Raw genomic sequence first — 15884 nt, 5'->3', positions numbered from 1 at the left:
CCAGCGCGCCCTCCTCAACCAACGACGGGCACCGGCCAGCGCGCCCTCCTCAACCAACGACGGGCACCGGCCAGCGCGCCCTCCTCAACCAACGACGGGGACCGGCCAGCGCGCCCTCCTCAACCAACGACGGGCACCGACCAGCGCGCCCTCCTCAACCAGCAGCGGGACCGGCCAGCGCGTCCTCCTCAACCAGCAGCGCGCCCTCCTCAACCAACGGCGGCACCGGCCAGCGCGCCCTCCTCAACCAGCCGCGGGGACCGGCTAGCGCAGCCTCCTCAACCACCGGCATGCCCCCGCAGAGTGACGCCAATCCGTCACGCCAGCAGGTCCGAACCCTTTGCAGCGCGCGTCATCGACGACGTGCAGCCCGATGTGGAGGACCAGATGAGTGACACCAGCAGAAGGAAGTTCCTCGCTGCGGCAGGGATCGGGGCGGCCGGTACGGCCGGACTGATGGGGGGCCTGACAGGCGAGGCGGCAGCGGCCGCACCGGCCGTTGCGTCCCGCAACGTCAAGAGTGCGCGGCAGCCGGTGGTGGCCTACGTGGAGCACCACTTCAGCAACCGCGTGCACCTCATGGTCGGCGAGAGGGAGATCGTCGTCCACGACCCGGACCTCGCGGCCCGGATTCTCAACGCAGCAGGAGGCGAGTGACATGTCGTCGCACCGTGAAGCCCCCGAGATCAGCAAGGACCCCGTTGCCGACGGCACCGACGTCTATGCGTTCGTCAGCCCCGACCGGCCGACGCACGTGACCTTGATCGCCAACTTCATCCCTTTGCAGAAGCCGGACAGCGGCCCGAACTTCTACGAGTTCGGCGACGACGTCCTCTACGAGATCCACGTCAACAACCGCGGTGACGCGACCAAGGACGTGACCTACCAGTTCAAGTTCTCGACGAAGGTCCGCAACGACAAGACCTTCCTCTACAACACCGGCCCCATCACCGGGATCGGCAGCCCGAACTGGAACCGCCCGCAGTTCTACTCGCTACGTCGCATCGAGCGGCGCAAGAACGGCGACATCAAGAAGATCGTCGACCTCGGCACGAACCTTCGGGTGCCGCCGGTCAACGTCGGCAAGCGCAGCACTCCGAACTACGCGAACCTGTCCTCGCAGGCCATCCACGAGGTCAAGCAGAACACTCGCGTGTTCTGTGGTCAGCGCGCGGACGCCTTCCACGTCGACCTGGGCAGCATCTTCGACCTCGGGGCGTTGCGACCCCTCAACGAGGCGCACCTCATCTCGATGCCCAACGCGGCGGGCGTCAACGGTGTGCAGGGCTACAACGTGCACACGATCGCGATCGAGGTCCCGATCCGCAAGCTCACCCGCGATGGCACCCACCCGACCAACGCACTGAGCAAGAAGGCGGTCATCGGGGTCTGGGCCACGGCGAGTCGGCGCAAGTCCCAGGTCTGGAACAAGGACCAGGGCAAGTACGTCGGCCACGGGCCGTGGGAGCAGGTGTCGCGTCTGGCGAACCCGCTGTTCAACGAGGTCATCGTGCCGATGGCCGAGAAGGACGAGTGGAACGCCCGAGGACCTCACGGCGACAAGCGCTACACGAAGTACGTGAACAAGCCGGAGCTGCAGGGCCTGTTGCCCGTGCTGTACCCCGGCGCGTTCTCGAACCTCGCGGCCTACGACAAGCCGCGCGCGGACCTCAACGCCGTGCTGATGACGGGGATCCCGGCAGGTGTCGTGCCCGGGTTCCAGAACTTCACCGGCGCGGTCCAGGCCGACATGCTGCGGCTCAACGTCGCCGTACCGCCGTCGTCATCGCCCAACGACCTCGGCCTGGTGGCTGGCGACGCGGCAGGGTGGCCCAACGGTCGCCGGGTCAACGACGACGTCGTAACGGTGGCCCTGCGTGCCGTCGCCGGGCTGACCATCCCGCTGGTCGACCCGTCGTACACCCCTGACGGGGCTGCCTCGGCGGTCGCGGACGGGACCACCAACACCAACGCGGCTGCCACGGGCTCCTTCCCGTTCCTGGGGCTGCCGGGTGGCGGATACCAGACCGAGCCCGGGACCACCTCGGCGTCATGAGCGAGAACCCGCACGCCGGTCAGGGCTCGGTGCTGCTCGACATCGGCGGTGACGTGGGGGCCCTCGTGGTCGCCATGCCAGCGTCGATGGTCGGCACCGAGATCGAAATCGCCCCTGTCGGGCAGGGGCGAGGGCACGAGCACGAGCACGGCCACGCGCACGACGGGCACCCGCATCGCCCACACGTCGCCGTCGTCGACCGACCGGTCGGCGGGGCCACGATGCCCTCCCTGGTGTTCCCCGAGCTGGTCGAAGGCACATACGAGCTGTTCGACAAGGGGGGCCACGCAGTGCTGTTGAAGGCCGCCATCACGGGCGGTGAGGTGACCTTCATCGACTGGCCAGCCAGCGGGGGTGAGCCTGTCTAGCCCTGGGGGTGAGCCTGGGGCAGTGACCTGACAAGCGGTTCGTGTCTTGTTACTTTCCTGACATGGGTTCTCTCCCCCCAAGAGCCCGGCTGTTCGCTGCGGCCGCGGCGGCCATCACGGCCGCTGCGGTTCCCGCGGTCTCCGGAGCGACGACGACGACGACCACGACCGCCGTGCAGACGACTGCGCGCGCGGCCCAGATGGCGTTGGTGCAAGGCACCAACGGCAACGACCAGATCATCACCAAGAAGCGGGCCCAGCTGGTCTACGGCCTCGATGGCGACGACTGGATCCGCCTCGGCCGCGGTGATGACCGCGCCTTCGGCGGTGACGGCAACGACTGGCTGCACGGCAACGAGGGCAGGGACTACGTCTCCGGCGGACCGGGCCAGGACCACCCGCAAGGCGGCTCCGGCAATGACCGCGTCTATGGCGGCCCCGGCAACGACGAGCTCGACGGCGACTCCGGCAACGACCGGCTCTTCGCCGGTTCCGGGGATGACCAGGTCACCGGCGACGAGGGTGACGACATCATCTACCCCGGCGACGGCGCCGACGAGATCTACGGCGAAGAGGGCAACAACACGATCATCGCCACCAACGACGGCGTCCGCGACGACATCTTCTGCAACTCGATGCGACTGGACTCCCCGCCGGGACTCATCATCTACCGCGGTGAGCGCGACCCGCTCGACGCGCTGCGCAACTGCAAGGTCCAGGTCAAGCGCTGACCAGCTTCGTCTGACCTAGCTTCGGGCGCTGGCGTACCCGAGCACCGCTGCCAGCCCGAGGGCGCTGCGTGGCTCGTACGGTGCCCGCCACAGGCCGCCGTGCACCGCGGCGTACGCCTCGTCCTGCCAGGGATGGTCGCGGGCCGCAGGTGCCGGCGCCATCAGGTCGTGGACGAGCAGCGCGGCCATCAGGGTGTTGGACGTGGACGGGTCGAACACCTCCACCCCGAACCGGTGCGCGCCCGCGAAAGCCGCAGCCAGAGCGCGGTTCTTGACGACCGAGCGCGTGCGGGTCGCGGGGGCCACGTGGAAGGACACCTGGCGTCCCCGGACGCGTTCGACGCACGCCTGCCAGCGCTGGATCCGCTTGGCCAAGGCGTAGTTGGGGCCCTGCTGAGGAACCAGGCAGTCGGCGATCCCGGGGTCGGCGCCCGGGGGGTAGTTGCGGTGCAGCAGCCGCCCGCGGGAGAGCCAGCGCAGTGGCCGGCCCAGCATCTTGGCGGCCCCGGAGCGCTCCTCGTAAGCACGTGTCGAGTGAGCCACGGCATCGGCAGGTACGGCGAACACATCTGTCGGCGTGGCCAAGAAGGCCAGCGCGGTGTCCGGTCGCGCGGCCGTGACCCGCGAGGCGAGCGCGTCGGCCGCGACCGACACCCGCACGTGCGTCCCGCCGTCGGCGTACAGGTAGTTGCCCACCACCAGCCGGCCGTCGAGCCCGGCCAGCCAGTCGGCCGTCTCGGGAACCTCGGCCAGCAGGTCCACGCCGGGGTCCTCCGCGCCGGCGGCAACGGGGACCAGCAGGTCGCCGGCCCCGGCCTTGGCCATCGCGAGCACACGGTCCCAGACCGCGCCGGAGGGCAGGTCGACGGCCGCCACCCGGGCCCCCCAGCGAAGGAGCGGTCCGAGTGGACCCATCTCGGCACCGGCCCCGAGCACGGCGACCGTATGGCCCTCCAGGCTCAACCACTCGGGATGGTGGCTGACCTCGAGGACGGCCCGGGCTGCCGAGGGTTCCAGCACGCCCACCGTCTCCCAGGCCTGGACCTGATCGACCAGCGCCGACCCGGTCAGGAGCTGCCCGCGATAAGGCAGCACCAGCTCGGTCAGCCGATCGCTCTCCCCCTTCACGCACATCGTCTCGAGCGAGCGCGAGCCCGGGTCCTGTGCCAGGGCGCCCACAGGGCGGTCCCCGGAGTCCGAGGTCACCACCATCTGGCTGCGCACGCTGTGCAGCCCGGCTTCTGCGATGTCGCACCACGCCTGCTGCGTGGGCAGACCCGCCTCGACGAGCCGCCGGAAGTGCAAGACGTAGCGACTGCGCCACGACGTCTCGGTGCGGCAGGCACGGCCACCGATCGGGTCGACCGACTCGAGGGCGGCTGCTACGACGCTGCGTGCGACCGCGCTCGTCGGTCTGGTGCGGTCAGGCAGAGCCGGGAACGAGACGCCGTGGGTCACCCGCCCATCATGGGGGGTCAGGCAGTCAGCGCGGTGAGGAGCTCAGCAGCGGGCCACACGCCTGCGGCGGCCTGACGAAACGGTGCGGCTGCCGAGCCGACCACTGACCTCACACCGCTCAGCTCGCGACGGTGGAGGTCACTGACCACGGTGGTCCAGGGTTCGCTGCCGCGGTCGGAGCGCACAGCGTGGAGGCTCAGCAGCTCGCGGTGCTGGTGACCCTGGTCGTCCGGAGCCGTGGCTCCCACGACCGACAAGACGGGGAACCCGGCGGCCTGTCCCTTGTGGGTGCGCATCGTGGACACGTGGACGTGCAGCACCGGGAACTGTTCGCTGACGGTGCGGTCGTGCCAGTGGCGAAGCCGGGCGCGGACCGTGTCGAGGATGCGGGACAGCGTGCGAGGCGCAGCAGTGGTGGGATAGGCCTGGGCGAGGAGGTCGAGCGTCTCGCGAGCTGGCGCTCCCTTGGCCGCCAAGGGCAGCAGCACGCGATCGATGCCGACCACCTCCCGCTGCCACTTGCCGACGGTCATGGGCTGAAAGGTCCCCCAACGGTCACGCGGGACCTCGACCGTGACCGGTCCGACGACGGTGCGCACGGTCTTGGCCCGGGTCCCGTTGCGGGAGTTGCGGCGGCCGCGGTGGAGGCGCTGGTTGTGGGCGCCGGCGAGATGCTCCATCAACTCGGCCTCGAGGGCTGCCTCGATGACGTGCTGGGCCAACTCGGCGAGCAGGCCGGTGGATCGATGACGCTCGGACATCAGGGCACTCTCCTGGGATCGTTTCGCAGGTAGGAGGGTGCATCTGGTGGACTACGCGGGTGCAGCGCGGAAATACCTGAACCACTACGTGTTCTCGCGCTCCAGGACTTTCGAGGGGTGAGACGAGCACGCCGCTGAGGGTGGCGCTCAGGAAGTCCATCTAGGGTCCGACGGGTTTCCGACTCGAGGCGGTGAGCGTGGGCAGGCAGGGCAGCGGGGGCGATGTCGTGCTGACCTCCTTCGTCGGACGCCGGCGCGACCTGGACCAGTGCCGCCGGCTCCTGGGCGCTGCCCGTCTCGTCACGCTGGTGGGCCCGGGAGGGGTCGGCAAGACCCGGCTGGCACGCCGGCTGACCGACGAGGTCTCACGGTCCTTCCCCGACGGCACCTTCCTGGTCGAGCTGTCCGAGCTGCACGACCCGGAGGCACTGGTCTCCGAGCTGGCGAGCAGCCTGGGGGTCGAGGACATCGGCACGTCGCATGCCATGGCGGTCTCGGCGTTCGTGCGCGATCGTCGACTGCTGCTGGTGCTCGACAACTGCGAGCACCTCGTCGAGGCCACCGCCCGGTTGGTGCACGGCCTGCTCCACGAGTCCACCGGGCTGCGGGTCGTGGCGACCAGCCGTCAGCCGCTCGGCGTGGTCGGCGAACAGCTGTTCAACGTGGAGCCGCTCTCCTTGCCCCACGAGGGCCAGGCACGCGAGACCGAGGTTCCGGAGGCGGTCCAGCTCTTCGTGGAGCGGGCCCGACTCGTCGTACCCGCCTTCGACCTGACCCCGGACAACGCGGCCCTCGTCGGTCGGGTGTGCACGACGCTCGACGGCATGCCCTTGGCGATCGAGCTGGCGGCTGCCCGCCTGAGGCTGTTGTCGCTGGCCCAGCTCGCCGAACGGCTCGTCGACCGGTTCGGGGTGCTGGCGGTCGCCGCCACCGCCGCGTTGCCACGGCACCAGACCCTGCGCGCGTCGGTCGACTGGAGCTTCGACCTGTGCTCCGCGGACGAGCAGACCCTCTGGGCATGGATGTCGGCGTTCGAAGGCGGCGCCGATCTCGACGCAGTCGAGGCCTTGTGCACCGGAACACGCATCAACGTCTTCGACACGGTCGCCGGACTGGTGGACAAGTCCGTGCTCACGCCGAGGGAGGCCGCCGGCCGGGTCCGCTACCAGATGCTCGACACCATCCGGGCCTACGGCCGCGAACGCCTCGATGAACGCGGTGACACCGGCGACGTGGCCGAGCGGCACCGCGCGTACTTCGTCGAGTTCGCGCGCTCGACTGGTCAGGCGTGGTTCGGACCCGACCAGCGAGACGCCATGGCCCGGACCGCTGCGGAGCACGCCAACCTCCGCGCTGCCTTCGAGTCCTGCCTCTCGTCGCCGCACACCCACCAGGACGCGTTGACGCTGACGACCTCGATCTGGTGGTTCTGGGTCGGTCACGGCGGCCTCGACGAGCTGTGGCGCTGGCTGAGCAGGGCACTCGAAGTCCCTCAGCCCTCGACGTCGCTGACCCTGCACGCGACCAGCCGTGCGTCGTTCGTCGCAGCGATGCGGGCCGACTACGCCATGATGCGCACGTACGCCGAGCGCGCGCTCGCCCTCGATCCCGGCGAGGACTCCCCCGCCGTGAGGTGGGACAGACGTTGGGGCCGGACCTGCCAGTTGATCCTGGCCGGTGACGCGGCCGGCGCTGCAGAGGTCAACCTTGAGGCGTTGCGCGACGACCCTCCGCCCGGTCGGCCCGGGCAGCAGGAGATCGTCAACATCCTGACCACACTGGCCCAACGGCGGATGAGCTCCGAGGAGCCGGACGCTGCCTTGGACCAGGTCGACGAAGGCATCGAGATCTGTCGTCGCCACGGCGACGAGTGGAGTCTCAGCTTCTTGATGAGCATCCGCGGTGCGCGGCTGGCCGACGCCGGGCGGCATGTCGAAGCCCTGGCAGCCGAACGCGAGGCACTCCGCCTGGCCAGGGGCGGGTTCAACGCCTGGGCGGTCGTGCACGCCCTGGAGTTCACCGCGCAGATCTATGCCTTCGCCGGCCAGAGCACCCGCGCGGCGGTCTTGTTCGGCGCCCTCACCGGCCTGTGGTCCGACGTCGGCGGCGTTCTCACGCGCAGTGACCAGTCGCGCCATGCCGACCTCGAGCGGGAGACCCGCTCGGCCCTGGGCGACGGCGCCTTCGACGAGGCCTTCGATCGGGGGCGACGACTGTCCCTGGAGTCTCTACTCGCCTTCGTGCTGGACGAGGAGCCGGGGGCCGAGCCGCCGGTCGCCGCACCGACGCAGATCGTCGCAGACCTGACCCCCAGGGAGCTCCAGGTGGCCGAGCTGGTCGCCCGTGGGCTGTCCAACAAGGACATCGCGCACGCATTGGTGGTCTCGCCGCGCACGGCAGAGGGCCACGTCGCTCGTCTGCTCGTCAAGCTCGGGTTCGACTCACGTGCCCGGGTCGCGGCGTGGGTGGCCGAGCGTCGAGCCGGTGGACAGTGACGAGCAGACTGGCTCGCAACGCCTAACCTGCTGGGGTGTCTCGTGGACTCCCGGTCGAGCTGACCTCGTTTGTCGGGCGGCGGGTCGAGCTCGCTGAAGGCCGGCGGATGCTCCGCTCCGCGCGCCCGGTGACGCTGGTCGGTCCCGGCGGTGTCGGCAAGACCCGACTGGCCCAGCGACTGGCCCGTCAGGTCGAGCGGGTGTTCCCCGACGGCGTCGTGCTGGTCGAGCTGGCCGCCCTCCAGGACGCTGCGTCGCTGAGCACGACGATCGCGGGTGCTCTGGGGATCGACCCGCAGGACTTCGCGCCCGACGTCGCCATCACGGCGTACCTCCGCACCCGCCGGCTACTGCTGGTCCTCGACAACTGCGAGCACGTGCTCGACGCGTGCCACGACCTGGTGGCGGGGCTGCTCTCCGATGCACCCGATCTCCGGGTCCTCGCCACGAGTAGGCAGCCCCTGGGTCTGCCTGAGGAGCACGTGATGGTGATCGGCACACTGGCCGTGCCGACGGCCGAGGAAGCCGCCGCGGGCAGGGTCGGTCATGCCGACGCCGTCGCCTTGCTCGCCGACCGGGCACGGGCCGTCGCCCCCGGCTTCCGGGTCGATGCCGGCAACGCCGCTCTCGTCGCGCGGTTGTGCAGGGCCCTCGATGGCATCCCGTTGGCGATCGAGCTCGCGGCCCCGCGCCTCCGGGTGCTCGCACTCGCCCAGTTGGTCGACCGCCTCGACGAGCCGTTGGCGCTGCTGACCACGGGTCCCCGTGACGCGCCGGGGCGACACCAGACCCTGCGTGCCGTCATCGACTGGAGCTACGAGCTGTGCACGCCGCAGGAGCAGGCACTGTGGGCCCGGATGTCGGTCTTCGAGGGCGGCGCTGACCACGACGCCGTGGAGGCCGTCGGTGGCGAGCCCGGGTCGTCGGTTGCCGACGCGCTGGCCGGACTGGTCGACAAGTCCATCGTGATCAGCACCGCGGTCGACGACCGACCGCGTTACCGGATGCTCGAGACGATTCGCGAGTACGGCGCCGAACGCCTTGCGGAGCGCGGTGAGGAGGACGGGGCGAGGAGAAGGCACCAGGAACACTTCGTCCGCTTCGCGCGCAGCGCGCGAACCTCGGCGGTGGGCGCCGACCAGCTGGGCTGGCTGGCGCGCGTCAGCCTCGACCTCGGCAACGTGCGTGCCGCCTTCGAGCACAGCCTCGCGCGTGACGATGCGGCTAGCGCCTTGGAGATGGCGACTTCCCTGGTGTGGTTCTGGTCGCCGGGCGGCGCGCCTGACGAGGGAGCCAAGTGGTTCACACGAGCCCTGGCGTGTGCCGACGACGAGTCGCCCCCACTCCTGCATGCTCTCGCGGCCGCCGCCATCCTCGCGGGGGATCGCAGCGACGTCGACACCGCACTCGCGGTCGCGCAGCGGGCGGCGACCTTGCCCGTCCGGGGCGACGACGCCGCCGACCGCGCAGCGCGCTGGATCCTGGAGGCGACCGGGGCCATCGCGGGAGGCGACCTCTCCACCGCAGAGGCCGCCTATCGAGAGGCGCTGGCCGCCTACCAGGAGGCCGGTGACCTCTTCGGCCAGCTCGAGTGCTGGGCCATGGTCGGCGTCACGACCGGCTATCTCGGCCGCACGGACGAGGCGGTCGCCACTCTCGCGCAAGGCAGGCTGGTCTGCGAGGCGCACGGCGAGGTCATCATGAGAGGCCAGCTGCTGGACTACACGGCTGTGCTCCTGACCCGTGCGGGCAGATCGAGGGAGGCCCTGGGCGCAATCAAGCAGTGCCTGTCCAACTGGTCGATCCGGAGGCCCTTCGTGCTCGTCAGCGCCCTCCTGCAAGCGGCGCAGATCTTCGCCGACGAGGGTGAGGAAGCAACGGCTGCTGGACTGCTGGGTGCGCGCGAGCGCATCTGGGACGACCACGGACTGCTACCGGGGCCGTTCAGCGCTGATGAGGCGAGGGCCGCCGTCCGCAAGAAGGCCGTCGACGTTCTCGGCGAGGAGTCGTTCCAGGAAGCGTTCGACGCCGGGTACGCCATGACCCGGGCACAGGCTGTCGGACTCGTGCTCGGTCGCGAGCTGAGCGATCCCCACCCGCCTTCATCGGATGCCACAGCCGTGCTGTCCAAGCGCGAGCGGCAGGTCGCCCAGCTGCTCGCAACCGGGTCGACCAACAAGCAGATCGCCGCGGAGCTGACCATCTCCTCTCGCACCGCCGAGGGTCACGTGGCCAAGGTGATGGACAAGCTCGGCGTCACCTCGCGCGAGCAGGTCGCGGCGTGGCTGGTGGGGGCTCAGGAGTAGCCGGACGGCAGTCTGGGCGTGTACGCCGCCTCGAGCGCCTCGACCTCCTCGGGGCCCAGCTCGATGTCGAGAGCCGCGGCAGCGTCGGCCAGGTGGTGCTGCTTGGTGGGGCCGACGATGGGGGCTGCGACCACGGGGTTGCGCAGTACCCAGGCCAGCGCCACCTGCGCCATGGGCACGCCGCGTTGCTCGGCGACGCGTTGTACGGCGGCCACGATCGGTGGGTTGCTCTCGTCGTCGTAGCGCCGTTGGAGCGAGTCGCTCCCCGACCGCTCTGTCTGCTCTCCCCACGGCCGCGCCAGACGTCCCTTGGCCAACGGGCTCCACGGGATGCTGCTGACGCCCTGGTGGGCCAGCAGGCCGAACATCTCCCGCTCCTCCTCGCGCTGGAGCAGGCTGTACTGGTCCTGCATCGACACGAACCGAGTCCACCCGCCGAGGTCGGCGGCGTGCTGCATGGTCGCGAACTGCCACGCCCACATCGACGATGCCCCGAGGTAGCGGGCCTTGCCCGCCTTCACCACGTCGTGCAAGGCCTCCATCGTCTCCTCGACGGGAGTGTCCGGGTCGAAGCGGTGGATCTGGTAGAGATCGACGTAGTCGGTGCCGAGGCGGCGCAGCGAGGCGTCGATCTGCTCCATGATCGCCTTACGTGACAGGCCTGAGCCGCCCGGCCCACCGTGCATCTCGAAGAAGACCTTCGTGGCGAGCACGACGCTCTCGCGACGGCTGTACTGCTGGATCGCCCTGCCCGTGACCTCCTCCGACGAGCCGCCGCTGTAGACGTTGGCGGTGTCCCAGAAGGTGATGCCGAGCTCGACGGCCTGCCGGAAGACCGGCGCGGCCGCCTCGTCGTCGAGCGCCCAGTCGTTCTTGCCGGCTCCGGCGCCGAAGCTCATGCAGCCCAGTGCGATGCGGCTGACGGTCAGGCCCGACGGTCCGAGACGCGTGTAGTCCATCCCGTCAGTCTGCCTCGGTGCCTAGACCGTCCCACGACCACCACCTCCCGAGCGGTCGGGGCGACCTCGGCCCGGCGTTGAGAAGTGTCGGCCCGCCGACGGTCCCCGGTGGCTGACGCGCCCTACCTTGGCCGCATCAGACAGATGGAAATGGAGTACGGAGATGGGCACGATCGACGCCGAAGCCTTCCTCGAGCGCCTCGAGACCGACGACGCCTTCGCCGCCACCATGCAGGCGGCCGGCGGTGACCCGGACGCCACGCATCGCCTGGCGGCCGAGGCAGGCTACTCCTTCACCCACGACGAGATGCTGGAAGCGCTCGCCAACGTCTACGGCGTCGAGCTGACCCTCGAGCAGTTGGAGCAGATCGCGGCAGGCGATGCCGGTCACATCATCGTGAGCGCCTCCGTCACCGCACCGTTGTACGGCAGCGTCATGATGGGGGCGGCCGCAGGCTGAGCCCGCGGTGAGTCGCCCTCAGACGTCGAAGCGAACGATCAGGCGGGTTCCGGCTGTTGTCGGTCACCGTTGGTCGGGACCGGAAGATGCCAGCAGCCACCGTCGCGTCGAGCTCTGCGCGGCCACGCCTCACACCCCGCTGTCGAAGTCGAGGATGAGCTCGGGGATGGGCATGCCGTCGGCGAGTGAGACACCGTGCACGTCCTGGACGTGGTCACGGAACCACTGGTCGAACGGCGCACCTGATCCTCCGATGGAGCCGAATGCCGCATCGAGGTCGTCTGCCTCGAGGTAGATCACGGCCAGGTCGCCCATCGGCGTGGTCTGTATCCACACGGTCTCCTTCATCACGCCCGCACGTCGACGGGCGTCCTCGTAGGCCGCCCGGCGCTCTCCTCGCCAGCAGGAACCCATGGCGTCGCGGTCGACGTCGGTCTTGCCGGGGAGCACCGGGATGGCAAATCCCACACTGGCCATGATCGGTTCCCTCCTGGGTTGTGACGCGGTGGGGTCTCATCCGTCGGCGGACCGGCGGCGTACGTGTGCTGCCGGGTGATGTGGACTCGCCGGACGTTGAAGTCAGGCGAGCTGGACGACCGTCGCATCGAAGGGCCCGGCCAACAGAGCGAGCACCGGCGCCATCGCCTCGGCGGTCGCCGGGTCGCTCATGACGGCGTTACGCGCGTCGGCCGTCTCCCAGTCGGCGATCTCCACGAGTGCGTCGGGGTCGTCCACCACCTCGTAGAAGGTGCTACCCAGGGAGCCGCTCTCCTTCAGGGCCGGGCCGAGGTCGGCGAGCAGCGTGTGAAGCACGCTCTTGAGCTCGTCGCGCCGGCCCGGTGCGGCCCTCAGCTGGACGATCACCCTGACTGCCATGGGGTTCCTCCTTGCGACCGAGGTGGGACTACTTCTCGACGTAGACAGTCAGGGGCGGGACTACGCCATGCGCTTCCATCTGGGCGGCCACCTCGGGAGGAGGCGAGTCGACCAGCGCTCGTAGGGCGTCCATGTCGTGGACGGAGGCGGTCACGGCGACGCGGTTGCTGTCGTCCATGGCAACGTGGTCGGTGACGTCCGTGCCGATCGACCCGATGGCTGCCGCCCGCTCGTCCTTGCCTGTGAGCCAGCGCTCCATGTCGACGACATCGTGGGTGATGACGATTCGGGGCATTTCTTCTTCACTCCTTGCGTGGAGGGGTCCGTGATCCTGCCGACGGGGCGCGTCCGGAGTCTGCGGTTATCTGGCTGCGCGACCGATCGTGCTCTCGACCGGCAAGGGAGACATCACTCGATCGTGCGATGGCGAAAGGTTCCCGCTGTTACCGGCGGGCAACCACGCTGGATCATGGCGCCGGCGTGGAGCAGACTCTGCACGTGGCGGAGTCGTCGTGATGCCGTCTGCGGACGAGCTGGTCGGGCGGGATGCCGAGCTCGCTCTGACCGCGGCTGAGGTCGGGCGGCTCAGCGAGGGCCGGGCAGCGGTGCTGGCGATCGAGGGGGAAGCCGGCATCGGCAAGACCCGCCTGGTCCAGAGCATCGTCGACGATGCGCGTTCGCGTGGCATGGCGGTGTTCTGTGGCCGGGCTCATCCCTTTGAGAGAACGCGTCCGTTCGGCGTGGTTGCTGCTGCGCTGGGTGTGAGCGCGCGGTCGCCCGACCCGCGCAGCGCCGCGATCGGCGCGCTGCTGGCCGGCCAGGGCGCCGGTGCACCGGGCGTCGTCGGCGACATCCAGTACCGGGTCGTCGAGGAGATGGTCGACCTGGTGGAGACGGCGTGCGCCGAGCGCCCAGGGCTGCTGGTCGCCGAGGACATCCACTGGGCGGACACCGCGAGCCTGTTGACGATCTCCTTGATCGTGCGGCAGCTGTCGCTCGTTCCCCTGCTCACCGTGGTGACCACCCGACCATCGCCGCTCCCGGGCGAGGTGATCCGGCTGTTCGACGACCTGGCGGCCGGCGGCGGGCGCACCCTGCGCCTACAACCGCTGAAGTCCGACGACGTCGCGGTCCTCGCCTCTCACGTGCTCGGGGCGGCTCCCGGTCCCCGCCTGACCGCCATGCTGGCCAAGGCCGGCGGGAACCCGCTGTGGGCCACCGCAATGCTGCGCTCCCTGGTCGACGAAGGGGTGCTGCGCCGCGCCTCCGACCAGATCGACGTGACGAGCTCGGAGTTGCCGGCCTCACTGAGCGAACTGGTGGCTCGTCGCCTGCGGGACCTGCCGAGGCCGACGCTGGATCTACTCCAAGTCACGGCGGTGCTCGGCGACGCGGTGTCGCTTCGTGATGTGGCCGCTGTCGCCCGCCGGCCCGCAGCCGACGTCGTCGGGCAGCTGAGCGAGGCGTTCGACGCCCAGCTTCTCGACGAGGTCGACGAACGCGTCGTGTTTCGGCATCAGCTCGTGCACGACGCGATCTATCAGCAGGTGCCCGTGTCGGCTCGCCGCCTCCTGCATCGCGAGGCCGCGGTCGCGCTGATGGCCGCCGGAGCGGATCGGCTGGAGGTTGCTGATCATCTGATGCTCGGCGCAGAGCGCGGCGACGAGCGGGCCGTCGGGTGGCTGCGGGACGCCGCCCGTGAGGCGTCGGGGCAAGCGCCGCTGGTCACCCTCGAGCTTCTCCGCCGTGCCGAGGCGCTGCTATCGGGCGGTCATCGCGACGCGGATCTTGTGTCGGCAGAGGTGGTGCAGGCGCTGCTGCGTGCTGGAGGTGTGGCCGAGGCGTCAGCTCGTGCCGAAGCGGTGCTCGCCCGGCAGCACGCCCCTGAGGTGGACACCCCGTTGCGGGTCGCTCTCGTCGGCGCGCTGGCCCTGCAGAATCGTGCCGACGAGCTCACCTCCGTGGTCGAGGCCAGCTTCGCCGCCCCTGACCGGCTGCGGCCCGCCGACCAGGTGCTGATGCTGGCCCAGCAGAGTTGGGCTCTCACCTACACCGGGGCCCCCCGTGCGGGCGAGTCGGGCGCTGCCCGGGCGCTGGCGATCGCCGAGCAGGCGAGCGACGCGGCGATGTCGGTGTGGGCGCTGACGGCGTTGATGGTGGCGGTGGGGCGGCAAGGCCGCTTCGACGAGGCGCTGACACATGCCCGGCGCGCGGCCGCCCTCGCGGCTGACTCTCCCGACACGAGATCGCTGCCGCTGCAGCCGAAGTTCTTCCTCGGCCTGGCGTTGTTCGACTGCGACCTCGTCGGCGAGGCGCGGGCAGCGTTTCGGGCGGCTCTGGACGACGAGTTCGGCTCCGCGTGGTGGCTCTCGGACACATTGATGGCTGATGCCCAGGCGTCCTTTGCCATCGGCGAGTGGGACGACGCACTGCCCGGCCTGATCGCCGGCGGGCAGGCCGCGCAGGAGAAGGGCAACGAGCTCCTCACGTCACAGTCGCTCGCCTACCGCACCATCATCGCGACCGCCAGGGGAGATCTCCGGGCCGCGCGCGAGCTGGCCGACGGACTCACCGGACCGCTGGAGGGCGAGCAGCTGAGCTACAACGCCGGAGTCCTGGCGTTCGCGGCGGCCGGGATGAAGGCGTCCGAGGGCGACCGGCAGGGAGCCTTCGACCTGTTGGTGCGGTGCTGGCGTTTCGACGCCGCCCGGGACAGCCGCTTCTACCACCGCTTCCTCGCCCCGGACCTCGTGCGCCTATCCCTGGCACTGGGGAATCGTGATGTCGCCGCCGAGGTGGCCGACAGCGTCGCAGCGGGGGTGGCACTGGCACCGGAGGTGCCCACGGTGCGCAGCTTGGCGCTGCGCTGCCGGGGTCTGGTCGACGGCGACGTCGAAGCGCTGATCGAGGCAGCCGCGCACGCTCGTCGGGCGCCCCTCTTGTTGGAGCACGCCGGCGCGTGCGAGGACGCGGCAAGCCTGCTGGCGCAGGGCGGGTGGCGGGACGAGGCAGCGACGCTGCTGAGCGAGGCCCTGACCCGCTACGAGGCAGCAGGCGCCGATGCCTGGGCCGGCCGGGTTCGGGCCGAGCTGCGGTCGCTCGGCGCCCATCCCGGCGCGCGCGGGTCCAGGAGTCGACCCGCAGAAGGCTGGGACAGTCTCACCGCCACGGAGCGGGCGGTGTCGCTGCTGGTTTCCGAGGGCCTCACGAACGGCGCTGTGGCCCGCCGCATGTACATCTCGCCGCACACCGTGAACACCCACCTCCGGCATGTGTTCGCCAAGCTCGGCGTATCGAATCGGGTCGCGCTCGCCACCGTGGTGCATCACTCGATCGAGTGATGTTGTCCCCGCGGGGCTCCGGCACATTCGACGGCATGCAGTCGCGCAGGCTGCAACGCGACGAATGGGAGAG

General features: G+C 70.2%; 14 protein-coding genes. 8 read left to right on the top strand and 6 right to left on the bottom strand.

All coding sequences use genetic code 11. The annotated features are described in order from the left end of the window. Window positions 1-387: 387 nt before the first annotated feature. The 4 genes from ISU10_RS18055 (at window position 388) to ISU10_RS18040 (ending at window position 3155) form a co-directional block, all read left to right on the top strand. Entirely contained in the window at window positions 388-657 is a 270-nt protein-coding gene (locus tag ISU10_RS18055) for a hypothetical protein (protein WP_194697823.1), read from the top strand. 1 nt (window position 658) lies between these two features. Continuing rightward, window positions 659-2056, top strand: coding sequence for a DUF4331 domain-containing protein (locus ISU10_RS18050; RefSeq protein ID WP_194697822.1), 1398 nt, complete (start codon window positions 659-661; stop codon window positions 2054-2056). After that, window positions 2053-2424, top strand: coding sequence for a hypothetical protein (locus ISU10_RS18045; RefSeq protein ID WP_194697821.1), 372 nt, complete (start codon window positions 2053-2055; stop codon window positions 2422-2424). Before ISU10_RS18050 ends, ISU10_RS18045 begins: the two co-directional genes overlap by 4 nt. Before the next feature lie 62 nt (window positions 2425-2486). Continuing rightward, complete coding sequence (locus ISU10_RS18040; protein WP_194697820.1) at window positions 2487-3155, top strand: calcium-binding protein; 669 nt, start codon at window positions 2487-2489, stop codon at window positions 3153-3155. Between the two features lie 15 nt (window positions 3156-3170). Here the strand turns inward: ISU10_RS18040 and ISU10_RS18035 are convergent, their stop codons facing one another. Both ISU10_RS18035 and ISU10_RS18030 read right to left on the bottom strand, forming a co-directional pair. Next, window positions 3171-4613, bottom strand: coding sequence for a hypothetical protein (locus tag ISU10_RS18035; RefSeq protein WP_194697819.1), 1443 nt, complete (start codon window positions 4611-4613; stop codon window positions 3171-3173). Between the two features lie 17 nt (window positions 4614-4630). Beyond that, complete coding sequence (locus tag ISU10_RS18030; protein ID WP_194697818.1) at window positions 4631-5374, bottom strand: transposase; 744 nt, start codon at window positions 5372-5374, stop codon at window positions 4631-4633. Between the two features lie 191 nt (window positions 5375-5565). On the opposite strand from ISU10_RS18030, the gene ISU10_RS18025 reads away from it, so the two are divergent. Both ISU10_RS18025 and ISU10_RS23900 read left to right on the top strand, forming a co-directional pair. Beyond that, window positions 5566-7869, top strand: a complete 2304-nt coding sequence (locus ISU10_RS18025) for an ATP-binding protein (protein WP_194697817.1) — start codon at window positions 5566-5568, stop codon at window positions 7867-7869. Between the two features lie 35 nt (window positions 7870-7904). Further along, window positions 7905-10175, top strand: coding sequence for an ATP-binding protein (locus ISU10_RS23900; RefSeq protein WP_194697816.1), 2271 nt, complete (start codon window positions 7905-7907; stop codon window positions 10173-10175). Here the strand turns inward: ISU10_RS23900 and ISU10_RS18015 are convergent. Beyond that, window positions 10166-11134, bottom strand: a complete 969-nt coding sequence (locus ISU10_RS18015; RefSeq protein ID WP_194697815.1) for an aldo/keto reductase — start codon at window positions 11132-11134, stop codon at window positions 10166-10168. The genes ISU10_RS23900 and ISU10_RS18015 overlap by 10 nt on opposite strands. A gap of 163 nt (window positions 11135-11297) precedes the next feature. Between ISU10_RS18015 and ISU10_RS18010 the strand changes: the two genes are divergently transcribed. Beyond that, window positions 11298-11594 (top strand): Nif11-like leader peptide family RiPP precursor, encoded by a 297-nt coding sequence (locus tag ISU10_RS18010; RefSeq protein ID WP_194697814.1) that lies wholly within the window; start codon window positions 11298-11300, stop codon window positions 11592-11594. Window positions 11595-11723: 129 nt separating this feature from the next. On the opposite strand, the gene ISU10_RS18005 is transcribed toward ISU10_RS18010, so the two are convergent. The 3 genes from ISU10_RS18005 to ISU10_RS17995 form a co-directional block, all read right to left on the bottom strand. Next, window positions 11724-12071, bottom strand: coding sequence for a hypothetical protein (locus tag ISU10_RS18005; protein WP_194697813.1), 348 nt, complete (start codon window positions 12069-12071; stop codon window positions 11724-11726). A gap of 102 nt (window positions 12072-12173) precedes the next feature. Continuing rightward, window positions 12174-12470, bottom strand: a complete 297-nt coding sequence (locus ISU10_RS18000) for a putative quinol monooxygenase (RefSeq protein ID WP_194697812.1) — start codon at window positions 12468-12470, stop codon at window positions 12174-12176. A 28-nt stretch (window positions 12471-12498) separates the two neighbouring features. Further along, complete coding sequence (locus ISU10_RS17995; protein WP_194697811.1) at window positions 12499-12765, bottom strand: hypothetical protein; 267 nt, start codon at window positions 12763-12765, stop codon at window positions 12499-12501. 220 nt (window positions 12766-12985) lie between these two features. Between ISU10_RS17995 and ISU10_RS17990 the strand changes: the two genes are divergently transcribed. After that, window positions 12986-15811 (top strand): helix-turn-helix transcriptional regulator, encoded by a 2826-nt coding sequence (locus tag ISU10_RS17990; RefSeq protein WP_194697810.1) that lies wholly within the window; start codon window positions 12986-12988, stop codon window positions 15809-15811. Window positions 15812-15884 lie beyond the last annotated feature (73 nt).

It is taken from the genome of Nocardioides agariphilus (assembly GCF_015352445.1).
In the GTDB taxonomy this organism is placed as follows: domain Bacteria; phylum Actinomycetota; class Actinomycetes; order Propionibacteriales; family Nocardioidaceae; genus Nocardioides; species Nocardioides agariphilus.
This window is presented reverse-complemented; position numbering and strand designations above follow the sequence as displayed.